This is a genomic window from Saccharothrix tamanrassetensis, assembly GCF_014203665.1.
In the GTDB taxonomy this organism is placed as follows: Bacteria; Actinomycetota; Actinomycetes; order Mycobacteriales; family Pseudonocardiaceae; genus Actinosynnema; species Actinosynnema tamanrassetense.
The window spans coordinates 435,379-456,881 of sequence record NZ_JACHJN010000004.1; the positions used below are offsets into that span (position 1 = coordinate 435,379).

Annotated in this window: 23 protein-coding genes; 10 read left to right on the plus strand and 13 right to left on the minus strand. The window is 69.9% G+C overall.

Annotation, left to right across the window (positions count from 1 at the left end):
* Positions 1-43: 43 nt before the first annotated feature.
* Genes FHS29_RS15105 through FHS29_RS15115 form a run of 3 tightly spaced genes read right to left on the minus strand, consistent with a single transcriptional unit; the run spans position 44 to position 2,498 of the window.
* Entirely contained in the window at positions 44-1,723 is a 1,680-nt protein-coding gene (locus tag FHS29_RS15105; RefSeq protein ID WP_184691263.1) for a WXG100 family type VII secretion target, read from the minus strand.
* Positions 1,720-2,034: a type VII secretion target gene (locus tag FHS29_RS15110; RefSeq protein WP_184691264.1), complete on the minus strand. Its 315-nt coding sequence runs from the start codon at positions 2,032-2,034 to the stop codon at positions 1,720-1,722. Before FHS29_RS15110 ends, FHS29_RS15105 begins: the two co-directional genes overlap by 4 nt.
* Positions 2,035-2,045: 11 nt before the next feature.
* Positions 2,046-2,498 (minus strand): YbaB/EbfC family nucleoid-associated protein, encoded by a 453-nt coding sequence (locus FHS29_RS15115; RefSeq protein WP_184691265.1) that lies wholly within the window; start codon positions 2,496-2,498, stop codon positions 2,046-2,048.
* A gap of 195 nt (positions 2,499-2,693) precedes the next feature.
* Between FHS29_RS15115 and FHS29_RS15120 the strand changes: the two genes are divergently transcribed.
* Genes FHS29_RS15120 through FHS29_RS15130 form a run of 3 tightly spaced genes read left to right on the plus strand, consistent with a single transcriptional unit; the run spans position 2,694 to position 5,070 of the window.
* Complete coding sequence (locus FHS29_RS15120; protein WP_184691266.1) at positions 2,694-2,954, plus strand: helix-turn-helix transcriptional regulator; 261 nt, start codon at positions 2,694-2,696, stop codon at positions 2,952-2,954.
* A gap of 20 nt (positions 2,955-2,974) precedes the next feature.
* The gene (locus FHS29_RS15125) at positions 2,975-3,886 is read left to right on the plus strand and encodes an ABC transporter ATP-binding protein (RefSeq protein ID WP_184691267.1); all 912 of its coding nucleotides are present in this window, start codon (positions 2,975-2,977) and stop codon (positions 3,884-3,886) included.
* Complete coding sequence (locus FHS29_RS15130) at positions 3,883-5,070, plus strand: ABC transporter permease (RefSeq protein ID WP_184691268.1); 1,188 nt, start codon at positions 3,883-3,885, stop codon at positions 5,068-5,070. Before FHS29_RS15125 ends, FHS29_RS15130 begins: the two co-directional genes overlap by 4 nt.
* Before the next feature lie 598 nt (positions 5,071-5,668).
* Here the strand turns inward: FHS29_RS15130 and FHS29_RS15135 are convergent.
* The 4 genes from FHS29_RS15135 to FHS29_RS15150 form a co-directional block, all read right to left on the minus strand.
* A complete protein-coding gene (locus FHS29_RS15135; RefSeq protein ID WP_184691269.1) occupies positions 5,669-6,940 on the minus strand; it encodes a cryptochrome/photolyase family protein in 1,272 nt (423 codons plus the stop codon).
* A 121-nt stretch (positions 6,941-7,061) separates the two neighbouring features.
* Positions 7,062-8,375, minus strand: coding sequence for a citrate synthase (locus tag FHS29_RS15140; protein ID WP_184691270.1), 1,314 nt, complete (start codon positions 8,373-8,375; stop codon positions 7,062-7,064).
* Between the two features lie 266 nt (positions 8,376-8,641).
* Positions 8,642-9,580, minus strand: coding sequence for a carbohydrate kinase family protein (locus FHS29_RS15145; RefSeq protein WP_184691271.1), 939 nt, complete (start codon positions 9,578-9,580; stop codon positions 8,642-8,644).
* The gene (locus FHS29_RS15150) at positions 9,577-10,173 is read right to left on the minus strand and encodes a TetR/AcrR family transcriptional regulator (RefSeq protein ID WP_184691272.1); all 597 of its coding nucleotides are present in this window, start codon (positions 10,171-10,173) and stop codon (positions 9,577-9,579) included. The genes FHS29_RS15145 and FHS29_RS15150 overlap by 4 nt, the downstream gene beginning before the upstream one ends.
* A 108-nt stretch (positions 10,174-10,281) precedes the next feature.
* Here FHS29_RS15150 and FHS29_RS15155 point away from each other — a divergent pair, with 108 nt between their 5' ends.
* Positions 10,282-11,424 (plus strand): acyl-CoA dehydrogenase family protein, encoded by a 1,143-nt coding sequence (locus FHS29_RS15155; RefSeq protein WP_184691273.1) that lies wholly within the window; start codon positions 10,282-10,284, stop codon positions 11,422-11,424.
* A gap of 87 nt (positions 11,425-11,511) precedes the next feature.
* Here the strand turns inward: FHS29_RS15155 and FHS29_RS15160 are convergent, their stop codons facing one another.
* Together FHS29_RS15160 and FHS29_RS15165 are read right to left on the minus strand one after the other, a co-directional pair.
* Positions 11,512-12,705, minus strand: a complete 1,194-nt coding sequence (locus tag FHS29_RS15160; RefSeq protein ID WP_184691274.1) for an amidohydrolase — start codon at positions 12,703-12,705, stop codon at positions 11,512-11,514.
* Positions 12,706-12,723: 18 nt separating this feature from the next.
* The gene (locus tag FHS29_RS15165) at positions 12,724-13,596 is read right to left on the minus strand and encodes an aldose 1-epimerase family protein (RefSeq protein ID WP_184691275.1); all 873 of its coding nucleotides are present in this window, start codon (positions 13,594-13,596) and stop codon (positions 12,724-12,726) included.
* A gap of 132 nt (positions 13,597-13,728) precedes the next feature.
* On the opposite strand from FHS29_RS15165, the gene FHS29_RS15170 reads away from it, so the two are divergent.
* Together FHS29_RS15170 and FHS29_RS15175 are read left to right on the plus strand one after the other, a co-directional pair.
* Entirely contained in the window at positions 13,729-14,367 is a 639-nt protein-coding gene (locus tag FHS29_RS15170) for a TetR/AcrR family transcriptional regulator (protein WP_184691276.1), read from the plus strand.
* Positions 14,364-15,164 carry an MBL fold metallo-hydrolase gene (locus FHS29_RS15175; protein WP_184691277.1) on the plus strand — a complete coding sequence of 267 codons (801 nt, stop codon included), beginning with the start codon at positions 14,364-14,366 and terminating at the stop codon, positions 15,162-15,164. The genes FHS29_RS15170 and FHS29_RS15175 overlap by 4 nt, the downstream gene beginning before the upstream one ends.
* Before the next feature lie 32 nt (positions 15,165-15,196).
* Here the strand turns inward: FHS29_RS15175 and FHS29_RS15180 are convergent, their stop codons facing one another.
* Together FHS29_RS15180 and FHS29_RS15185 are read right to left on the minus strand one after the other, a co-directional pair.
* Positions 15,197-16,585: an APC family permease gene (locus FHS29_RS15180; RefSeq protein ID WP_184691278.1), complete on the minus strand. Its 1,389-nt coding sequence runs from the start codon at positions 16,583-16,585 to the stop codon at positions 15,197-15,199.
* 91 nt (positions 16,586-16,676) lie between these two features.
* Complete coding sequence (locus FHS29_RS15185) at positions 16,677-16,919, minus strand: hypothetical protein (RefSeq protein ID WP_184691279.1); 243 nt, start codon at positions 16,917-16,919, stop codon at positions 16,677-16,679.
* Positions 16,920-17,012: 93 nt separating this feature from the next.
* On the opposite strand from FHS29_RS15185, the gene FHS29_RS15190 reads away from it, so the two are divergent.
* The 3 genes from FHS29_RS15190 to FHS29_RS15200 are packed head-to-tail and all read left to right on the plus strand — an operon-like array spanning position 17,013 to position 18,316.
* Entirely contained in the window at positions 17,013-17,855 is an 843-nt protein-coding gene (locus tag FHS29_RS15190) for a helix-turn-helix domain-containing protein (protein ID WP_184691280.1), read from the plus strand.
* Between the two features lie 12 nt (positions 17,856-17,867).
* On the plus strand, positions 17,868-18,032 hold the full coding sequence (locus FHS29_RS15195; protein ID WP_184691281.1) for a DUF397 domain-containing protein: 165 nt from the start codon (positions 17,868-17,870) through the stop codon (positions 18,030-18,032).
* A 44-nt stretch (positions 18,033-18,076) separates the two neighbouring features.
* The gene (locus FHS29_RS15200; protein WP_221455990.1) at positions 18,077-18,316 is read left to right on the plus strand and encodes a DUF397 domain-containing protein; all 240 of its coding nucleotides are present in this window, start codon (positions 18,077-18,079) and stop codon (positions 18,314-18,316) included.
* Here the strand turns inward: FHS29_RS15200 and FHS29_RS15205 are convergent.
* Complete coding sequence (locus FHS29_RS15205; protein ID WP_184691283.1) at positions 18,264-19,550, minus strand: MFS transporter; 1,287 nt, start codon at positions 19,548-19,550, stop codon at positions 18,264-18,266. The two genes, FHS29_RS15200 and FHS29_RS15205, sit on opposite strands and share 53 nt — an antisense overlap.
* A gap of 236 nt (positions 19,551-19,786) precedes the next feature.
* Positions 19,787-20,443: a pyridoxamine 5'-phosphate oxidase gene (gene pdxH / locus FHS29_RS15210; protein WP_184691284.1), complete on the minus strand. Its 657-nt coding sequence runs from the start codon at positions 20,441-20,443 to the stop codon at positions 19,787-19,789.
* 464 nt (positions 20,444-20,907) lie between these two features.
* Between pdxH and FHS29_RS15215 the strand changes: the two genes are divergently transcribed.
* Positions 20,908-21,417, plus strand: coding sequence for a DUF4232 domain-containing protein (locus tag FHS29_RS15215; protein WP_184691285.1), 510 nt, complete (start codon positions 20,908-20,910; stop codon positions 21,415-21,417).
* Positions 21,418-21,503: the final 86 nt, after the last annotated feature.

The following is a 21,503-nucleotide window of genomic DNA, read 5'->3' on the forward strand; positions in this document are numbered from 1 at the left end:
AAGGGCAAAGGGGGACCTCCCGCCCAGGAGGTCCCCCTTCGTCTCACTCGCCGATGATCGGCTTGGCCGCCTTCGGCGGCTCCTCGATCAGCGGCTCGCCTTCCAGCCGCACCTTGCGCTGGTGGTCCTTGCCGTCGCCCTGGCCGGGCTGGCCCGCCATCGGGGGCATCATGCCGCCCATCATGCCGCCGCCGGCACCGCCACGACCGCCGCCGGCACCGCCGCCGACGCCGCCGTGGGCACCGGCCGCGGCGGGCGCGCCCGCGGGGCCGACCCCGGACGAGCCGCCGGCCTGCAACGTCTGGCCCACGCCGCCGGCTCCGGCACCGCCACCACCGACGCCACCGCCACCGCCACCGACGCCGACGCCGCCCGGGATGCCGCCACCGCCACCGCCGGAGAACCCGCCGCCGCCACCGCCACCGCCGGTCGTGCTCGGCAGGTCGGGCGTGGAGAACGGACGCGCGGTCGGCACGTACGGGGTGGTGGGCGTGGTCGTGTTGGTCGCGTGCGTCACATCACGCGTCCCGGCCGGGTACGTGATCGGGTTGACGCGGGATCCGGGCGTCGAACCGCCCGCCGGAACCCAGCGGCCCGGCTCCCAGTGGCCACCGCCGGTCGCGCCGCCGCCGGAGCCCGAACCGGAGCCCGAGCCGGAACCGGAGCCGACCTGCGGCGGACGGCCGACCTGCGGGCCACCGGTCGACACGCCGCCGGGGTAGGTCCCGCCGCCCGTGCCGCCGACGCCGTCCGCACCCGTCTGACCGCCGAACGACGGCGGACGGCTGACCACGGGGCCCGCGTTGTGCGAGCCGCTGGGGTTGGTGTTCCCGCCACCGCCGCTGTCGCCGCGCGCGTACTGGTCCCGCGCGTTGCGGTCCATGTTCGCCAGCTGTTCCTGGGTGAGCCCGAGCCCGCCCTGCGAGTTGCGCGGTCCCGCACCGCCGCCGCCGGCACCCTTGTTGGAGTGCGTCATGGCGGTGATCGCCTGGAGGATCTGCTTGGCGGTGGACGCGATCTGCTGCACCGACTTGATCAGGTCGATCAGCTTCTTGAGCGAGTCGCCCAGCTTCTTGAGGAAGTCCGCGAGCTTCTTGGCGTAGTTCACCGCCATCTGCACGATGTCCGAGATGGCCGCCGCGATCGCCGCGCCGAACGTCAGGAACGACGCCGCCAGCCACTGGATGATCTTCATGACCATGTCCGACACGGCCTGGCTGATCAGGTCCATGATGGTCTTGCGGACGGTCGCGACCAGCTCGCCCGCGCCCTTGGCCGCGCCGGAGATGCCCTTCGCCGCCTTGGCGAGCGTCTCCAGGCCGCTGGCGTGCTTCTTGCTCGCCGCGCGGTAGCCGTCGGCGGACCGGCCGCGCCAGCCTCGGGTCTCCTCGACCGAGGTGCGCCGGTAGTCCGCGACGATCCCGTCGATCTGCTTCGCGGCGGACGCCCAGCTGTCCGACATCTTCTGGATCGCCTGCGGGCTGCCCAGCAGCGCGTCGAACGGCTCGCGCAGGAAGTCCACGTGCTGGATGGCCCAGCTGAACCCGGCGGACAGGAAGCCCGACAGCGGGTTGGACGCCAGCCCGACGATGCCCATGGCGGTGTTCGCCATGCCCAGGCCGGCCTGCACCCAGTCGCCGCGCTCCACGGCCGCGACGGTGCCCTGCACGTCGCCGATCAGGTGGGACGGGTCGCGCCCCTGCGTGGTGGCCTGGGTGGTCATCCGCGTGCCTTCCCGCTGAACCCGAACGCGTTGTCGAGGTCGACGTTCTCGTACAGCTCGGCGACCTCCTTGAGGCCCTGGCACATGTCGGCGACGGTCTCGGTCGCCTGGCCGAGGATGTCCTGGGACACACCAGCCGTCTTCAGCAGGAACGAGGCCAGGAAGGAACCGAAGACACCGAAGGCGTCGGTCGACAGCGACGGGTCGGCGGTCTTGGTGGCCGAGAGCATCCGCTGCGTCAGCTGGTCGACCGTGCCGGCGTGCGCCCGGATCTCCTCCGGGCTCACGTTGAACGACACGAACATGGACATCTACCCCCTGCTCAGGCCATCACGTCTGGTGGATTGGTGAAGTAGTCGTCGTCGGGCCTGGTGTCTCGACGCTGGATCTCCGGTTCCGGTTCCACCGGGTCGGTGCCGTCACCCGAATAGCCGTTGGGCATGTTCGCCTTGACGAAGTCCAGCGCCGGGCCGTCACCGACGAAGTCGTTCATGATCTGCACGACCTGCCCCGCGGCGGCGCGCTGCGCCTGGCCCACCGCGGTCATGATCGCCCCGGAGACGCGCTCCGGGTCCTCACCGCGCAGTGCGGGCCGCAGGATGAGGTTGGTCAGCGCGCCCGACGCGTTGACCGTCACCGTGATCAGGCCGTCCGGGGACGTGGCGCTGCCACCCACCTCGCCCAGCTGGCTCTGCGCCTGCTCGGCGTTCTGCTTGGCCTGCTCGATCTTCTGGCCGTACTGCGCGAGCCACTGGTCCGGCTCCATAGGCTCCATAGAGTCACCCCTCCAGGCAACGGGGCTTTGCGGCCCACGACACATTCGACCGGTCGTCGTTCGATTCGGTTCCCGGCCCCGTATCGTTTCACCGAATCGTGATTTCCGGGTCGGCCGGGCCTGGATACCGCCGTTCGGCCTATTGTGTGAATTGTTTACTTGCCGTTCTGTTGGGTTTTCGCAACACTTCGTAACATGAGTCCGGTACGCCGGGGCCCTGGGCAGCGGATCCACAACCGGATCCAGGTGCTGCGGGTCGAGCGGGGTATGACCAGAGTGGGACTGGCACAGGCGGTGGAGGTCAACCCCCAGACGATCGGCGCGCTGGAACGGGGCGACCACTACCCCAGCCTGGACCTGGCGATGCGGATCTGCGAGGTGTTCGGCCTGCCGGTGGAGGCGGTGTTCAGCCGCGAGCCGTTCCAGCCGTTGTCGGACCAGGTCTACCGCAGTTGACCGACAGGAGGAGAGCGACCGTGGCACAGGGGGTGCTGGAGATCGACCGGGTCTCCAAGCGCTACGGCGAGGTCGTCGCGTTGCGGGACATGACGTTCGACGTCCGGGCGGGCGAGCTGTTCGGGTTCGTCGGCAGCAACGGGGCGGGCAAGACCACGACCATGCGGATCGCTCTCGGCGTGCTCGCGGCGGACGCCGGCGAGGTGCGCTGGAACGGCGCGCCGGTGACGCTGGAGACGCGGCGGCGGATCGGCTACATGCCCGAGGAACGCGGCCTCTACCCGAAGATGAAGGTGCTCGACCAGCTGGTGTACCTCGCGGAGCTGCACGGCATGTCGACCAACGACGCGCACCGCTCGGCGGAGAACTGGGTGGCCCGGCTGGGCCTGCGCGACCGGCGCGGCGACGAGGTGCAGAAGCTGAGCCTGGGCAACCAGCAGCGGGTGCAGCTCGCGGCGGCGCTGGTGCACGAGCCGGACGTGCTGGTGCTGGACGAGCCGTTCTCCGGGCTGGACCCGGTCGCCGTGGACGTGATGAGCAACGTGTTGCGGGAGAAGGCGTCCGCCGGTGTCCCGGTGGTGTTCTCCAGCCACCAGCTCGACCTGGTGGAACGCCTGTGCGACCGGGTGGGCATCGTGCGCAGCGGCTCGCTGGTGGCGTCCGGCACGGTGGACGAGCTGCGCGCCGGTGGCGCGGTGGAGCTGGTCGTGGACGCCCCGCAGGCGCCGCCGGCCTGGGCGGACGCGCTGCCCGGCGTGCACGCGGTGACCGCGCGGGGCAGCCGGTTCGTGCTGGAGCTGGCGCCGGACGCGGACGACCAGGCCGTGCTGCACGCGGCGCTGGCCACCGGCCCGGTCCGCGAGTTCACCCGGCAGCGGCCGTCGCTGACCGAACTGTTCCGCAGCGTGGTGACCGAGGAGCGCGACTCATGAGCACGCTGACCCCGAGCCGGGCGGTGTTCCTGGTCGCCCGCCGGGAGTTCACGACCAAGGTGCGCACCAGGTCGTTCCTGTGGGGAACGCTGGTGATCGTCGCCGTGCTGGCGGGCTACGTGCTGCTCCAGACGGTCCTGCTGGACCGCGCGGACCGGGACACGGTGGCGTTGAACGGCCAGGCGACCGTGCTCGCGGAACCGTTGAAGCAGACCGCGAAGTCGTTCGGCCGGGAGGTCGACACCGTCGACGTGGCGGACGTGGCGGCGGCCGAGGAGCGCGTCCGGGCGGGTGAGGTGGACGCGCTGGTGTCCGGCGCGCCGGACGCGTTGCGCGTGGTGGTCAAGGACCGGCTGAACGACGACCTGCGCAACGCGATCGACCTGATCGTGCGGCAGCAGGTGCTCGACGCCCAGCTCGCCGAAGCCGGCGTGGACCCGGTGGAGGCGGCGCGGGACCTGGACCGGGCGAAGGTCGACGTGGTGGCGTTGCAGCCGGAGGACTCCCAGCAGGGGCAACGGCTCGCCATCGGCCTGGTGATCGCGGCGCTGCTGTACTACTCGCTGCTGGTGTACGGGACGATGGTCGCGCAGGGCGTGGTGGAGGAGAAGTCCAGCCGGGTGGTGGAGATCCTGCTGGCGACGCTGCGGCCGTGGCAGTTGCTGCTGGGCAAGGTGATCGGGCTCGGCCTGGTCGGGCTGCTGCAACTGCTGCTGATCGGCGGCATCGGGCTGGTGCTGTCGTCGGTGTCCGGCGTGATCGACGTGACCGCCGTGGCCGGTGGCGCGCTGGCCACCGGGGTCCTGTGGTACCTGCTCGGGTTCTTCTTGTACGCCACCGTCTTCGCCGCCGCCGCGTCGTTGGTGTCGCGCCAGGAGGAACTCCAGTCGGTGCTGACGCCGATCAGCATGGCGATCGTGGTCGCGTTCGTGGTCGGCATCAACCTGATGATCCAGGACGCGTCGGACACCCTCGTGGCGGTGCTGTCCATGCTGCCGCCGTTCGCCCCGATCCTGATGCCGGGCCGGATGGCGATGGGCGTCGCGCCGGCGTGGCAGGTGCTGGTGGCGATCGTGCTGGCGATCGCGGCGGTGGCGGCGATCACCTGGCTGGGCGGCAAGGTCTACGCGAACGCCGTGCTGCGAACCGGTGCCCGGGTGAAGCTGCGGGACGTGCTGCGCTAGCACCGCTGCGCTCAGTGGTCCTCACGGCCGCGCTTCGGCGCCCTTGGCCGCGCTCCTGCGCACACGTGTGCTTCGTGTTCTCCCCGTACGGCCTGGGCGAAGCCCGACCGCGCTTGGGTTGGTGGTGCAAGCACGCTTCACCGCTTGCACCACCAACCCAAGGGTGGTTGCCTCCGGCAGGCCGTACGGGGAGGGCACGAAGCACTTCCCCACTCCTTGGTGGTCTGCCCGTCCGGCGAGGACTCTTTTAAGTCCTTCGAGCCAGAGCGGTCACCGACTGGTTCGATCTTCCGGGCCCAGAGCGGTCGGCGACCTGGTGCTGGATCGCTGCCGGTCAAAGAAAAAGCGACGCTCGCCGCTGGGCAGACCTCCGGGGAGGAAAAACGAAGGGCGTCGTGTTCTCCCCGCATGGCCTGGTCAAAGACAACCACCCTTGTCCTTGGGGCGCAAGCGAAAAGCGTGCTTGCACCCCAAGGACAAGCGCGGTTCGCTGCGCGCAGGCCATACGGGGAGAACACGAGAGCAGAGGTGTGCGCCGAGGCGCCGTCGGGGTGAAGGGCGCGGAGGTGGCGGCGTTGGTGGAGGTGTGAGAGGCGTGCTAGTTCTTGATCGCCCCGTAGCGGGCGAGGGCCACCTGACGCTCGTGCGCGTGGTCGACGATCGGGTCGCGCGGCTGGTGCACCGCCTTGCCTGGGATGCCGCGCAGCTCGGGCACGTACTTGCGCACGTAGTCGCCGTTCGGGTCGAACTTCTCGCCCTGGGTGACGGGGTTGAACACGCGGAAGTACGGCGCGGCATCGGTACCGGTGCCCGCCGCCCACTGCCAGCCGTGCTGGTTGGACGCCAGGTCCCCGTCCACCAGGTGCTTCATGAAGTGACGGGCGCCCCACCACCACGGCAGGTGCAGGTCCTTGACGAGGAAGCTGGCCACCACCATCCGCATCCGGTTGTGCATCCAGCCCTCGGCGAGCAACTGCCGCATCCCGGCGTCCACGAACGGGTAGCCGGTACGGCCCGCGCACCACGCCTCGAACCGCTCCCGGTCGGCATCCAGCTCCATGCGGTCGAACTTCTGGTCGTAGTTGCGCCGCGCCGACTCCGGCTGGTGCCACAGGACGTCGGCGTAGAAGTCCCGCCAGGCCAGTTCGGACCGGAACGTCTTCGAGCCCTCGTCACCGCCGAGGTCGGCGAGCAGGGTGCGGGGATGCAGCACACCCCAGCGGAGGTAGGGCGACAACCGGCTCGTGCCGTCGAGGTCGGGGCGGTCGCGGTCACGGGCGTAGTCGGGCAGCCGCTCGTCGCGGAACCTCTCCCACAGCGCGGCCACGTCGGGCAGCGGTTCGCCCGCGGGCAGCTCCTCGGACCTGTCCGGCTCGATCCACTCCACAGTGGACTCGTCGGTGTCGGCGGGCTCGCGCCACCCGTGTTCCTGCCACGCCCGGTAGAACGGCGTGAACACGCGGTACGGCGTCCCGTCGGGCTTGAGCACACGACCCGGCGCCACCGCGTACGGCGATCCCACCCGGACCAGTTCCACCTTCTCCGCCACGGCCGCGTCCCGTTCACGCCCGTAGGGACCGGCGTCGGCGGAGACGTGGACCGAAGCGGCCCCGACGGATCGCGCGACCGACGGCACGACCTCCACCGGGTCGCCGGACACCACCATCAGCCGCCCGCCGAGCCTGGAGTCCAACGACCGCAGGCACCGGAACATGAACTCCACGCGGGGCCGCCCGGCCACCTTCAGCAGGCGGGGGTCCAGAACGTACAGGGCCAGGCCGCGCTGCGCCCGTTCCGCCGCCGCCAGCAGCGCGGGGTGGTCGGCGACCCGCAGGTCGCGGCGGAACCAGACGACGGTAGAGGAGTCCACGAGCCGACCCTAGGAGCCGCCGGACCGCCTCGCACGACGGGAACCCACGACCGGAGGAGGCCCACGACGAAGGCCCGCGCTCCCGGGAACCGGGGCACGGGCCTTGCTCGGGTCGTGGACGTCAGCGCTGGTCGAGCGGCACGAAGTCGCGTTCCGGGGAGCCGACGTAGATCTGCCGCGGGCGGCCGATCTTGGTGGCCGGGTCCTGGATCATCTCGCGCCAGTGCGCGATCCAGCCGGGCAGCCGGCCCAGGGCGAACAGGACGGTGAAGAACTTCGTCGGGAAGCCCATGGCCCGGTAGATCAGACCGGTGTAGAAGTCCACGTTCGGGTACAGCTTGCGCTCGATGAAGTAGTCGTCGGCGAGCGCCGTCTCCTCGAGCTTCTTGGCGATGTCCAGCAGCTGGTCGTCGGCGCCGAGCTTGCCGAGGATCTCGTCCGCGGTCTTCTTGATGATCGCCGCGCGCGGGTCGTAGTTCTTGTAGACCCGGTGGCCGAAGCCCATCAGGCGGACGCCGTCCTCCTTGTTCTTCACCTTGCGCACGAAGGAGTCGACGTCGCCGCCCTCGGCCCGGATCTTCTCCAGCATCTCCAGCACCGCGCTGTTCGCGCCGCCGTGCAGCGGGCCGAACAGTGCGTTGATGCCGGCCGAGATGGAGGCGAACAGGTTGGCCTCGGACGAGCCCACCAGCCGCACCGTCGACGTGGAGCAGTTCTGCTCGTGGTCGGCGTGCAGCACGAACAGCAGGTCCAGCGCGCGGACCAGGTCCGGGTCCACGTCGTAGGGCTCGGCCGGGAAGCCGAACGTCATCCGCAGGAAGTTCTCCACCAGGCCCAGCGAGTTGTCCGGGTAGAGGAACGGCTGGCCGACCGACTTCTTGTACGCGTAGGCCGCGATGGTCGGCACCTTGGCCAGCAGCCGGATGGTGGAGATCTCCACCTGGTTGGCGTCGAACGGGCTCAGGCTGTCCTGGTAGAACGTGGACAGCGCGGACACCGCGGAGGACAGCACCGGCATCGGGTGCGCGTCGCGCGGAAAGCCGTCGAAGAACCGTTTCAGGTCCTCGTGCAGCAGGGTGTGTCGGCTGATCTTGGACGAGAACTCGTCCAGTTGCGCCTGCGTCGGCAGCTCGCCGTAGATGAGCAGGTAGCTGACCTCGATGAAGTTCGAGCGCTGGGCGAGCTGTTCGATCGGGTAGCCGCGGTAGCGCAGGATCCCCGCGTCACCGTCGATGTAGGTGATCTCGGAAGAGCAGGACGCGGTGTTCACGAAGCCGCTGTCCAGGGTGACCAGGCCGGTGGTGGCCAGGAGCTTGCCGAGATCGATACCGGGCGCACCCTCGGTGGCCGGTACTACCTTCATCTCGTGCTCTCCGCCCTGATGGCGCAGCGCGACGGTACGGGTGTCGTTCGGCGCAGTCGTCGCGTCGGGCATTCAGAGTCCCTCTCACGCTAGGGCGGGGTGGCCTCGTGCGGGTTCTCGCACGCGCGTGCGCGGACGTGAGGCGTCCCGCACCGCAGCACCACCCCGTTGGGGTCCTGTCAGTTGTGCCACGCTAGTCGGCGGCCAACCCGCTCCACAGCCGCGGCGTGAACCGATTCTGCGAGGTGGGACCGGCATCACTCGGATGCACGGTGGCTAGCGCGCATCCCCCACCGTAGCCCGTTCGCCGTGTTTCTCCACCTCACGCCGGGTGAGAGCTAGGTCATCTCCAGCTCGCGTTTGAACGGCGGTTCCGCTCCGGCCCGGGAGCAGGTAATGGCCGCCGCCGCACCGGCGTAGGCCAGCGCCTCGGCCCACTTCCCGCCGTCCATGCCGCGGACGGCCTCGGTGGACAGCGCGTCGTGTTCGTGCAGCCACGCCAGCAGCGAGCCCTGCACGGTGTCGCCCGCGCCGATGGTGTCGACCACCGCCACCGGGGTTGGTGGGACGCGGATCACCTCGCCACCACCGGTGAGCACGGCCAGCCCGTCACCACCGCGGGTGAGCACCACGGCCGCCGGGCCGGCGCTCTGCCAGTCGCGCACGACGTCGAGCACCTCGTCCTCGGACGCGTCCCCGGGCAGGTCGACCAGCCACCGGGCGTCGTCGACGGAGACCTTCAGCAGGCCGACGTGCGCGAGCCACGTGTCGTACCGGTCGCGGTAGGCCGGTGGGTCGTGGATCAGGCCGGCGCGGATGTTCGGGTCCAGCACGGTCAGCGCGCCCCGTTCCGCCTCCCGCCACAGCACCCGCTCGTACGTGCTCGCCCCCGGCTCCAGGACCAGTGACAACGTGCCGAAGGACACCGCTCGCACGTCGGCGGGCAGCGGTCCCGGATCGGTCACCTGCCGGTCGGCGGTGCCCTCCACGTAGAACGAGTAGCGCGCGGAGCCGTCCTCGCCGAGGCCGACCACGGCCAGCGTCGTGGGCTCCGGTCCGCGCTGCACCAGGTCGGTGCGCACGTTCGCGGTGTGCAGCCGGTCCAGCAGGCGGTCGCCGAACAGGTCGGTCGACACCCGGGACAGGAAGCCCACCGGCGCCCCCAGCCGCCCGGCGGCGACGGCCACGTTGTACGGGCCGCCGCCGAGCCGTGGCGCGAGGTTGCCCTCCGCCGTGGGTACGAGGTCGACCAGGGCCTCACCGGCAACGACGATCACGCCTGGCTCCGTTCTCTGCGCAGCCCGTCCAGCAGTAGTTCACCCAGGGCGGTGAACGCCTCGGCGTCGGACACTCCCGCGCGCCGCGTCAGCACACCGGTCTGGATGCCTTCGATGAGCAGCCCCGCCATCTCGGCGATGAGGGTCGCATGGACTTCGCGGAACACGCCGTCCTTGACGCCCTCCTGGATGAACGAGCGGATCCGCTCGGCGGCGGCACGGGCATTGCGCTCATAGGTGGACCGGGTCGGCGCGAAGGCCGACACATCCGCGATGAACTGCCCGGATGCCCGGCGCAGCTCCTCCGCCGCAGCCGCCAGGTACGTGCCGACGCGGGCGCGCACGTCGTGCGTCTCGGCCACCCGCTGCTCGATGCGTTCGGCCGCGCCCTTGAAGTACCGGCCGACGACGCGCACCGCGAGCTGCTCCTTGCTCGCCGCGAGCGCGTACAGGGTGGACTTGGAGCAGTGCAGGCGGGCCGCGAGGTCGTCCAGCGTGAAGTGCGCGAACCCCTCGGCGAGCACCAGCGCCTCCAGCCGGCCGAGCAGGTCGACCTGCCGGGGCGTGAGTGTTCTGCGCGCGATCGAGGTCATGGCACGACTCTGTCACAGACCCTGGCGACAGTACTGCCGTACGTCCTACAGTACTGCTGTCAGTACGCTGCCCTTGACCGGCAGCCCGAGCCGTCCCGGAGGTCGACGATGCCCGCCGAGCGCCTGCTGCCCACCACCGAAGCCGAGGACCTGCTGGCCCTGGTCCGGGAGATCGCCCGCGACGAGCTGGCCCCGCACGCGGCCGAGGCCGAGGAGCAGGAGCGCTTCCCGAGGGACGAGTTCCGGCTGCTCGGCAAGAGCGGCCTGCTGGGGCTGCCGTACCCGGAGCGGTTCGGCGGCGGCGAGCAGCCGTACGAGGTCTACCTGCAGGCGCTGGAGGAGATCGCGTCCGCGTGGATGTCCGTCGGCGTGGGGCTCTCGGTGCACGTGATGTCGAGCTACGCGCTGGCGACGTTCGGCACGGACGCCCAGAAGGACCGCTGGCTCCCGGAGATCGTGGAAGGCGACCGACTCGGCGGCTACGCCCTGTCCGAGTCCCAGGCGGGCTCCGACGCCGGCGCGCTGACCACCCGCGCGGTGCTCAACGGCGACCACTACGTCGTCAACGGGACGAAGGCGTGGATCACGCACGCGGGCGCGGCCGACTTCTACACCCTCATGGCCCGCACGGCGGACACCGGCGGCAAGGGCATCAGCTGCTTCCTCGCACCCGGCCACACCGAGGGCCTGACCGCCGCCGCGCCGGAGCGCAAGATGGGCCTCACCGGCTCGATCACCGCCCAACTCCGGTTCGAGGACGTGCGGATCGACCGCGACCGGCTGATCGGCGACGAGGGCGACGGCCTGAAGATCGCACTGTCCGCTCTGGACTCCGGCCGGCTCGGCATCTCGGCGTGCGCGGTGGGGCTGGCGCAGGCGGCGCTGGACGAGGCGGTGGCGTACGCCAAGCAGCGCACCCAGTTCGGCCGGGCGATCATCGACTTCCAGGGCTTGGAGTTCATGCTGGCCGACATGGCGGCGGCGGTCGAGTCGGCCCGCGCCACCTACCTGTCCGCCGCCCGCCGACGGGACCGCGGCCTGCCGTTCACCCGGCAGGCGGCCATCGCGAAGCTCGTCTGCACCGACGCGGCCATGAAGGTCACCACGGACGCCGTGCAGGTGCTCGGCGGGGCGGGCTACACCCGTGACTTCCCGGTGGAGCGCTACATGCGCGAGGCCAAGGTGCTCCAGATCTTCGAGGGCACCAACCAGATCCAGCGCCTGGTCATCGGCCGCGAACTCCGCCGCTGACACCTCCGGGGCGGCCCGCGCGACGCCGACTTCGTCCGAGCCGGCGCACGAACGCGGTCATCGTGACCTGACGACGTCCACGGGCGTTCAGGATTCCCGGTGGAACGGGCTCTCCACCACGCCCTCGCCGTCGGCGTACCGGTAGACCTCGCGGCCGTCCACGAACACCCGCAGCGCCCGGCTCATCACGTCCAGCGGGTCGCCGGACCAGATCACCACGTCGCCGTCCAGGCCGGGCCGCAACGACCCGACCCGGTCGTCCAAGCCCATGATCCGGGCCGGGTTCACGGTGATCGACGCCAGCGCCACGGCACGGTCCAGCCCCTCCTTCACCGCCAGCGTCGCCTGGTGCACCAGGAAGTGGATGGGCACCACCGGGTGGTCCGTGGTGATCGCGATCTCGACGCCGGCCCGCGCCAGCACACCGGGCGTGCGCAGGGACCGGCCGCGCAGTTCGACCTTCGAGCGGGTGGCGAACAGCGGGCCGATGATCACCGGGACCTCCCGTTCCGCCAACAGGTCCGCGATCAGGTGACCTTCGGTGCCGTGGTTCACGATGAGCCGGTAGCCGAACTCCTCGGCCAGTCGCAGGGCGGTGGCGATGTCGTCCGCGCGGTGGCAGTGCTGGGACCACGGCAGCGAGCCGTCCAGCACGCGCGACAGCACTTCCAGCGTGGTGTCCCGGTCGAACGGCCCCTCGGCCGCCGCCTTCCTCGCCGCGTAGTCCTGCGCCTTGGTGAACGCGTCCCGGATGACGGCCGCGACGCCCTGGCGGGTCGACGGGAGCTTCTTCTGGTCCCCGTAGACCCGCTTCGGGTTCTCGCCCAGCGCGCTCTTCACGCTCACCGGCTCGCGGACGAGCATGTCGTCCACGGTGCGGCCCCAGCACTTCACCGCGACGGTCTGCCCGCCGATCACGTTGCCGGAGCCGGGCTTGACCACCGCCGTGGTGACGCCACCCGAGAGGGCGTCCGCGAAACCGAGGTCGGCGGGGTTGATGGCGTCCAACGCGCGCAGCCGTGCCCCGTTGGGGTCGGTCATCTCGTTGGTGTCCTGCCCCGCCCAGCCCTCGCCCTCCTCGTGCACGCCGAGGTGGCCGTGGGCCTCCACGAACCCGGGCAGCACCCAGCCGCCGTCGGCGGACACGACCGGCACGCCGTCCGGCACGGTGACGTCCGCGCCGACCGCGACGATCTTGCCGTCCTGGATCAGGACGGTCCCGTTCTCGACGGGATCCCCGGACACCGGGACGACGTAACCACCCGTGATCGCGACGTTCATGCTCAGCGACGCTAACACCTAGTCCAGCGGGCGCAATCCCCAGCGGCCCGCCCACGAGTCGCCCGGATCGAGCCACAACAGGTCGACACCCGAGTTCAACGCGTCCGGCGGGCACGTCATCGGCTCGATCGCGACCGCCCGGCCACGACCGGGGTAGTTGCCGGGCGTGTACACCTGCACCCACTTGAAGTCCGGGTCGCCCCACACCTCCACCGCGCCACCGGGGCCGCGCAACACGTGCCGCACCAGGCCGTCCACCGGCTCACAGCCACCGAAAGGCGTGTCGAGTTCGACGCCTGCGAGCAGCTTGGCGACCCGGAAGTCGTAGTCGCCTTCGACCGGCACGGCCGGTCCCGACGGGATCATCGTCCCGGGGTCCAGCGGGAGCACCGTCGTGGCCGCCAACGACAGCGACGTCTCGTCGGTCAGGGACGCCCCCGCACGCGGGTACGGGTGCGTCCCGACCCCGAACGGCGTCCGCGCCGAGCCCACGTTGTGCACCGCGTGCGACACGGTCAACCCGTTGTCGTCCAACGCGTACGTGATGGAGGTCTTCAGCTCCACCGGCCACCCGAACCCGGCGACCGGCACCTCCAGCGACACCAACGACCCGGTGTGCTCGACCACGTTCCACATCGCCCGCCGCACCAACCCGTGGATCGCGTTGTTCCGGTCGGGTTCGGTGATCTCCAACTGCTGCTCGACGCCGTCCAGCACCCACCGCCCGCCGGCCGTCCGGTTCGGCCACGGCACCAGCACCGCGCCACTGCCCATCGGCGGCTCGTCGTCGTACGTCTCCAGGTACGGCACACCACCGACCTCGAAAGACTTCAGTCCCGCACCGTCAGGTCGGATGACGGCGCGCGCCGCGCCGTGGGCGATCTCCAGCATGGCCGCCATCCTTCCACCGCCGGGAAGCCCGGGCAGTGCGCCGATCACCGGAGTCCGCAGCCACCACAAGGACGCACCGGGCCTCCGGGGAAGGTGCCTGGCCTGTAGTAGACCAGTCTGTATATTAAGATCATGCCGCGCCGCACCGACACCCGTGAGCGCATGGTCCGCACCGCCGCCGACCTGTTCCACGCGCAGGGCTACCACGCGACCGGTCTCAACCAGGTGCTGGCGGAAGGCGGAGCGCCGAAGGGGTCGCTCTACTTCCACTTCCCCGGCGGCAAGGAGCAACTGGCCGTCGAAGCGGTGGCGTTGGCGGGCGACGATCTCCGCACCGCGCTCGAGGCCGTCCTGAGCGGCACCGACGACCCGGTGGAAGGGCTCAACCAGGCGCTGGCCCTGCTCGGCGAGAACCTGGAGCGGTCGGACTTCAAGCACGGCTGCCCCATCGCGACCGTCGCCTTGGACGCGAGCGCCGACAGCGAACCGATCCGGGAAGCTTGTGCGGACGTCTACGACTCGTGGCAGCGGATCATCGCCGAACACCTGAACCGGCACGTCGCGGACGAACCGGCCGCGGGCGAAGCGGGCACGGACGAACCGGCCGCACACCAATCGGCGCCAGGCGAAGCCGCCACCGACGAACTGGCCACCGTCGTGCTGGCCGCCATCGAAGGCGCGGTCCTGCTCGCCCGCACCCGCCGCGACCTGTCCCCCCTCCACGCCGTGGGCGCACGCCTCGGTGCCCTCCTGGGAAGGCCAACCGGATGAAGGTCCACCACCTGAACTGCGGCACCATGCGGCCGTTCAGCGGGAAGCTCGTCGACGGGCGGGCGTCGGTGTTGCGCCGCGCCGAACTCGTCTGCCACTGCCTGCTGGTCGAGACCGACGACGAACTGGTCCTGGTCGACACCGGCATGGGCCTGCACGACGTGCGCGACCCGGCCGCCACCCTGCCCAGCCGGTTCCGCCGGCTGTGCCAGCCGGTCCTCAGCGAGACGGAGACCGCGTGGCACCAGGTCCGACAGCTGGGTCACCGGCCCGAGGACGTCCGGCACGTCGTGCTGACCCACCTCGACGTCGACCACGCCGGCGGTGTGCGCGACTTCCCCGGGGCCAAGGTCCACGTCCTGGCGGAAGAACTGGCCGACGCCGACAACCCCCGCTACTCCCGTGCCCAGTTCGACGGCGCCGACTGGGCCCCGCACGAACCGACCGGCGAGCGGTGGTTCGGGTTCGACGGCGTCCGCGAACTGCGCCCGGACATCCTGCTCGTGCCGCTGATCGGCCACACCCGAGGGCACACCGGGGTCGCCGTCGACACCGGTGACCGGTGGTTGCTGCACGCCGGTGACGCGTACTTCTTCCACGGTGAGAAGGACACCCCGCCCACCGTCACGCCGGGCCTGAAACTCATGCAGCAGAAGATGGAGACGATCCGCGAGCTGCGACTGTCCAATCAGGACCGACTGCGCGAACTCGTGCGCGACCACGGCGACCGGGTGGACGTGTTCTGCGCCCACGACGTGGCGGAGCTGCGGCATCACCAGCTCCACCACGCCGGGTAGCGGTTACGTCGTAGCGGGCTATGGCGTAGCGGTCACTTGGCCAGCTTCTCCGCGTCGAACTCGACCTTGCCGTGCACGAAGCGGTTGATCACCCACAGCACGAGGCCGGCGGCGAGCAGGTAGACGGCGATCTTGTAGTCGTCGGCGGGCCGCCCGGACAGCGGGCTCGCCAGGTACGCGCAGGTGATGGCGCCGAGCACGGGCACCCAGGTCGGTGCCCGGAAGTGCTTGTGGTCCACCTTCTCCCTGCGCAGCACCAGAACCGCGATGTTGACGATGGTGAACACGATGAGCAGCAGCAACGCGGTCGTGCCGCCGAGCTTCGCGATGTCGGTGGTCGACACCAGGATGATCGCGACACCGCTGGTGAAGATGATGGAGATCCAGGGCGTCCGCCGGAACGGGTGCACGGCCCCGAACACCTTCGGGATGATCCGCTCCCGCGACATCCCGTAGATGAGCCGGCTCGCCATCAGCATGTTGATCAGCGCGGAGTTGATGACCGCGAACAGGCCGATCAGCGAGAACACCCACAGCGGGAAGCCGGGCGCGCCGACCTGGACCACCCGCAGCAGCGCCGAGCTGCCGGCCGTGGCCAGTTCGTCGGCCGGGATCAGCAGCGACGAGGTGATCGCCACCAGCACGTAGATGATCGCCGCCACGACCATGCCCCACAGCATCGCGCGCGGGAAGATCCGCACCGGGTCGCGGCACTCCTCGGCCATGTTGACCGAGTCCTCGAACCCGACCATCGCGAAGAACGCCAGCGCGGTGGCCGAGGTGATGGCGACCAGGGCCGACTGACCGGGCGCGGGGTCCACCTGGGTCAGCCGGCTCGGGTCGCCGTCCCCGGACGCGATGGCGTAGACGCCGATCGCGATGATGATCACCAGGCCGGACAGCTCGATGCAGGTCAGGACGAGGTTGGCCTTGACCGACTCGGACACGCCCCGGAAGTTGATGACCGCGAGCCCGGCGATGAACAGGATCGCGACCAGCGTCGCCGAGACGGTGAACGTGTCGGAGAAGAACTCCTGGATGACGGATTGGAGGTAGGTCTTCCCGAACGCCAGCGCGGCGGACGAGGCGGAGGTGATGCCCGAGCTCATGACCGCGAACGCGACCATGAACGTCAGGAACTGGATCTTGAAGGCCCGGTTGGTGTAGAGCGCCGCGCCGGCCGCGCGGGGGTACTTGCCGACGAGTTCGAGGTAGCTGAACGCCGTCAGGAACGCCACCACGAAGGCGATCAGGAACGGCAGCCACAGCGCGCCGCCGATCTTGCCCGCGACGTTGCCGGTGAGGGCGTAGATGCCGGTGCCGAGGATGTCACCGACCACGAAGAACAACAGGAGCTTCGGGCCGATGGCCCGCTTCAGTTCCGGTTCGGGTTGCGCCGGTGCGCTCGTCGCTTCCGCCATGCCGGATGAGTGTGCCGGATCACATGCGGGCCGGGTAGTCGAACTGCTGAGGCTTGGGCAAACCTTGATGTTGGCCGCCGGCCGCCGGCCCTCACCGCGGGCCGCAGCCGGCTTGCAGGTCCGCCTCGGCCCGTTCGATGGCTTCGTCCAAGGCAGACCGGAAGTCGACGATCTGCTGGAGTTCCAGCCGGATGCAGTCGACCCCGAGGGGCAGGTGGACTTCGACGGTCCCCAGGCTCACCCCCAGCTCGAACACCTTGTTGGCGGTCCCCTCGCACCGCAACACCCAGTCCCGCTTCGGCTCGTCCAGCTTGATGATCCGCTCTTGGTTCATGACCGAATAATGGCAAGCTTGCGTTGGTTCACTCAACTACACGATCGAGTGACCACACTTTCGTTGAAACAGGCACGGTCTTACGGTGGAGCCATGGCACGCCGTCCCGGACCGTCGGTCCGCTCTCGCCGCCTCGCGATCACCCTCCGCAAGCTGCGCCGCGCCACCGGCATGACCGGGGCCGACGTGGCGAAGGCGGTGGACATGTCGGGCAGCAAGCTCAGCCGGGTGGAGAGCGCAGACAGCGGCATCTACCTCGATGACGTGGAAAAACTGCTCGACTTCTACGGCGTCACCAAGAAGCAGCGGGTGTACCTGCTGGACCTCGCCCGGCACGCCGAACAGCGCGGCCTGCTGCGCATCAACAACGCCAACCTGCCGGGAGCAGACTGGCAGACGTGGGCCGACTTCGAAGAGGAAGCCAACGGCCTGCTCTTCTACGAGCCGATGATGATCCCTGGCCTCCTCCAGACCACGGAGTACGCGAACGCGATCATCAAGGCGACCGGGCACCACCTCACTGCCGACGAGATCGAAGCCCTGGTCGCCAGCAGGAAGGCGCGCCAAGGCATGCTCAGCCGCTCAGATCCGCTGAGACTGCACGCGATCATCGAGCAGAGCGCCATCGAACGCCGCTTCGGAGGCCCCGGAGCACATGCCCGTCAGGTACGGCACTTGCTGGACACCGCAGAACTACCGAATGTCACTGTGCAGGTGTTGCCGGCCGACGCCGAAGTGCACTCGGCGATGACCGGCGCGTTCGTGATCCTGGAGTACGACGAGGAGGCGAGCCTGGTGCTTCTGGAGAACAAGATCTCCAGTCTGTTCCTCGATGAGCCCGAACAGATCGAGGTCTTCGAAACCACCTGGTCGTCACTCCGGGAACTTGCCTACACACCAGTCGAGACAGTGGAGTTCTTGAAGCGTCTCGCGTGAAATCATGGGTCCATGACCCTGTGGCGTAAGAGTTCTCGCAGTGCCAGCTCCGCCAACTGCGTCGAGGTGGGGCACAGCTCCGACCGGGTGCTGGCCCGCGACTCGAAGAACCCCGGCCCCACGATCAGCCTCCCGGCCACCTCGTGGGCGCGGTTCCTCCGACAGACTCAGGGGTGAACCGGTGCCGCCCCGTCATCCGTACCGCGTGGAACCATGAATCCATGACCCTGTGGCGTAAGAGTTCTCGTAGCGCTGACACTGCCAACTGCGTCGAAGTGGCGCGGGCCCCCGGAAACTCCGGCCCGATGCGCAAGAGTTCCTACAGCAACAGCACCGCGAACTGCGTCGAGGTCGGGCACAGCTCCGACCGGGTGCTGGCCCGCGACTCGAAGAACCCCGGCCCGACGATCAGCCTCCCGGCCACCTCGTGGACGCGGTTCCTCCGACGGACTCAGGGGTGAACCGGTAACGCCAGACCGCCGGGATCGCCACCGCCGCCAGGGCCGTCGCGACCACCACCGCGACACCGCCCCAAGCGGTGGCGGCGCCGGGGCCGATGGCGGCTCCCGTGGTCCCGTGCAGCAGGTCGGCCAGGCGAGGCCCGCCGGCGACCACGACGATGAACACCCCCTGCATCCGGCCGCGCATCTCATCGGTCGCGGCCGTCTGCAGGATCGCACTGCGGAACACCATGCTGATCATGTCCGCCGCGCCGCCGATCGCCAGGAACACCACGGCCAGCCACAGCGCGTGCGACATCCCGAAGCCGACCATCGCCAGGCCCCACGCCACGATCGCGACCACCACGCCCACGCCGTGCCGGTACACCCGCGACGTCCAGCCGGACAGCAGGCCGCACAGCATCGCGCCCAACGGGATCGCCGCGAACAGCCAGCCGAGCGCCAGACCGCCGCCGGCCGGGTCGCCGAACGTCTTCTCGGCCATCTCCGGGAACAGCGCGCGCGGCATGCCGAAGACCATCGCGATGATGTCCAGCAGGAAGGAGGCCAGCAGGATCTTCTGCACCGCCAGGTACCTGAACCCGGCAAGCACATCGGCCACCGCCGGCCTGCGCGACACCCCGTCGAGCGGCGGCATCGGCGGCAGCTTCCACACCGCCCAGATGGTCAGCGTCAACGCCACCGCGTCCACCAGGTACAGCGTCGACAGCCCGACCACCGGCATCAGGGCACCGGCCAGCATCGGGCCGAACACGCCGCCGAACATCATCACGGTCGACCCGAGCGCCACCGCGGCGGGCAGCATCTCCGCGGGCACCAACCGTGCGATCGAAGCCGACCGCGCGGGTGCGTTGGCGGCGAAGAACACCTGTTGCAGGCCGAGCAGCGCGATGACGATCCACACCGACCGCACGTCGAAGGCGGCCTGCAACCACAGCAGCACCGACGTGACCGCGATCCCGATGTTGGTCACCACCAACAGCTTCCGCCGGTCCACGACGTCGGCGACCGCGCCGCCCCACAGCCCGAACACCAGCAGCGGCACCAGTGCGACACCCGCCGAGACACCGACCCAACCGGACGAACCGGTGATGTCGTACACCTGCTTGGGCACCGCGACCGCCGTCAGCTGACTGCCGATGGCCGTCACCACGGTCGACAGCCAGAGCCGCCGGTACGCCGACACCTTCAACGGACGGGTGTCGATCGCGACCTTGCCCAGCAGACGTCTCACTCTGGTTAGCGTAGGACAACTAACAACTTCTTCGCCGAGACCTTTTCGAGACCTCGGCCACTTCCCGACCACGACCCCGCCGGTGCGGGGTCAGCCTCTCCCCCGGCACACCGACGCCGACTGCCCGCTCATGCCGCGGCCGACACCGGACTCGCCGATGTCGGCCGTCGAAGAACGCCCGGAACCCTTCCGCACCAGACGATCGCGGAGACCGGGCAGGTGGTGCCGCCGGAGCGCTAGGGGGCGACGCGCTGGAGCTCCCAGCCGTCGCGGCCGAGGCGGAAGCGGAGGCGGTCGTGCATCCGGTCGCGGCGGCCCTGCCAGAACTCGACCTCTTCGGGCCGGATGCGCCAGCCGCCCCAGTGGGGCGGCACGGGTACCCGGTCGGCGTCCGCGAACTGCCGCTCGATCTTGTTCAGCGCGCTCTCCAGGGTGGTGCGGCCGGTCACCACGCGGGACTGCGGGGAGGCCCAGGCGCCCAGCTGCGAGCCGCGCGGGCGGCTCTGCCAGTAGCGGGCGGTCTCCTCCGGGCCGACCTTCTCGACGGTGCCGCGCACGTGCGCCTGCCGCTGCATGGCGAACCACGGGAACGTCGCGGACGCGTAGCGGGTGGCCATCAGGTCGTGGCTCTTGGCGGAGGTGTAGTTGGTGAAGAACACCAGCCCGCGCGCGTCCAGGCCCTTGGCCAGGACGGTCCGGGACGACGGCCGGCCCTCGGGGTCCGAGGTCGCCAGCACCATCGCGTTCGGCTCCGGCAGACCGGCCCCGGCGGCCTGGTCCAGCCAAAGCTGCAACTGCTCGTGCCAGGTGGGGGCGAGATCGCCCTCCGTGAGGGAACCCTGTTCGTAAGACACGCGCATCGACGGCAACGCGATGTTCGTCGTCTCCGACATCCTGACCTCCCGAGCAGGTTTTACCTGGCAAGGCACTTGCGGCACCTAAACGATCCCGCGACCGTACGGGTTTCCGCGCGTGCGCGAAACCGCCTGCGTGGTGATGAGGACCACCCGGATCGTGACTGTCGGTGCGAGCTCCTTTTCGGAATCGAGTACGAGATCGAGTCAGTACGTCACTCGATCCGGGACGGTTTCGACCTGCTTGATCCAGGGAACTCTTCACGGTCACTCCACGGGCGCCCTGCGCGCTCCGCCGGACCGCCGCCGCGCTCCAGCAGAACGAGGGACCACCGGTCGTGTGAAACCGGGCACGGCCCGGCCCCCGCTCCGGTTCTCGAGCCCCGCTCGGCAATTCCACCCCCAGTGGCGGGCGATCCGACGCAACCCCTGTGATGCGCGACACGTCCTTCGTTACGGACGGGAATTCCGTTCACGAACGAATCTCGGGGGAGATCGTGATGATGAGATTTGTCAGTGCCGCCGTGGCCGCCACGGCGTTGCTGTTAGCCGGCGGGACCGCGACCGCGCAACCCGTCGAAACCCAAGCCGCCACGTGCACCTCCGTGGACCTGGACATCGAGTTCGGCCGGGTCGACGGCGCGGCGGGCACCACCTATCGGGAAGTACTGCTCGTCAACCGGGGCATCACCGCCTGCGCGCTGCGCGGGTTCCCCGGAGTGTCCTATGTGGACTCGAACGGCAACCAGGTCGGCGCGGCGGCGGTGCGCGTCGGCGATCCCGGTCCGTTGCTCACCGTGGCGCACGGGTCGACCGCCGTGTCCGTGGTGGGATTCGCCCAGGTCGACAACTTCGACCCGGACGTGTGCCACAAGACGCCGGTGTGGGGCATCAAGGTGTTCCCGCCGGACGAGACCGCACCGCTGTACCTGCCGATGACCGACCAGTTCGGGTGTGCCGGTGACGTCAGCCCGTTCGGCAACCAGCTGACCGTCACCAGCGTGCGCGGCTGAGCGTTCCGCATTCCGCGCACATCGGGTGGGCGTCGGCCGTCGTGAAGACGAGGTCGGCGCCCATCGCCGACACGAGACCGGCTCGT

Coding starts and splice junctions, on each gene's coding strand:
- FHS29_RS15215 (WP_184691285.1), top strand. CDS start 20,908: ATGAGATTTGTCAGTGCCGCCGTGGCCGCCACGGCGTTGCTGTTAGCC.
- FHS29_RS15175 (WP_184691277.1), top strand. CDS start 14,364: ATGAAGGTCCACCACCTGAACTGCGGCACCATGCGGCCGTTCAGCGGG.
- FHS29_RS15140 (WP_184691270.1), bottom strand. CDS start 8,375: ATGCCCGACGCGACGACTGCGCCGAACGACACCCGTACCGTCGCGCTG.
- FHS29_RS15105 (WP_184691263.1), bottom strand. CDS start 1,723: ATGACCACCCAGGCCACCACGCAGGGGCGCGACCCGTCCCACCTGATC.
- FHS29_RS15170 (WP_184691276.1), top strand. CDS start 13,729: ATGCCGCGCCGCACCGACACCCGTGAGCGCATGGTCCGCACCGCCGCC.
- FHS29_RS15190 (WP_184691280.1), top strand. CDS start 17,013: ATGGCACGCCGTCCCGGACCGTCGGTCCGCTCTCGCCGCCTCGCGATC.
- FHS29_RS15185 (WP_184691279.1), bottom strand. CDS start 16,919: ATGAACCAAGAGCGGATCATCAAGCTGGACGAGCCGAAGCGGGACTGG.
- FHS29_RS15110 (WP_184691264.1), bottom strand. CDS start 2,034: ATGTCCATGTTCGTGTCGTTCAACGTGAGCCCGGAGGAGATCCGGGCG.
- FHS29_RS15130 (WP_184691268.1), top strand. CDS start 3,883: ATGAGCACGCTGACCCCGAGCCGGGCGGTGTTCCTGGTCGCCCGCCGG.
- pdxH (WP_184691284.1), bottom strand. CDS start 20,443: ATGTCGGAGACGACGAACATCGCGTTGCCGTCGATGCGCGTGTCTTAC.
- FHS29_RS15155 (WP_184691273.1), top strand. CDS start 10,282: ATGCCCGCCGAGCGCCTGCTGCCCACCACCGAAGCCGAGGACCTGCTG.
- FHS29_RS15165 (WP_184691275.1), bottom strand. CDS start 13,596: ATGCTGGAGATCGCCCACGGCGCGGCGCGCGCCGTCATCCGACCTGAC.
- FHS29_RS15195 (WP_184691281.1), top strand. CDS start 17,868: ATGACCCTGTGGCGTAAGAGTTCTCGCAGTGCCAGCTCCGCCAACTGC.
- FHS29_RS15160 (WP_184691274.1), bottom strand. CDS start 12,705: ATGAACGTCGCGATCACGGGTGGTTACGTCGTCCCGGTGTCCGGGGAT.
- FHS29_RS15180 (WP_184691278.1), bottom strand. CDS start 16,585: ATGGCGGAAGCGACGAGCGCACCGGCGCAACCCGAACCGGAACTGAAG.
- FHS29_RS15150 (WP_184691272.1), bottom strand. CDS start 10,173: ATGACCTCGATCGCGCGCAGAACACTCACGCCCCGGCAGGTCGACCTG.
- FHS29_RS15120 (WP_184691266.1), top strand. CDS start 2,694: ATGAGTCCGGTACGCCGGGGCCCTGGGCAGCGGATCCACAACCGGATC.
- FHS29_RS15115 (WP_184691265.1), bottom strand. CDS start 2,498: ATGGAGCCTATGGAGCCGGACCAGTGGCTCGCGCAGTACGGCCAGAAG.
- FHS29_RS15200 (WP_221455990.1), top strand. CDS start 18,077: ATGACCCTGTGGCGTAAGAGTTCTCGTAGCGCTGACACTGCCAACTGC.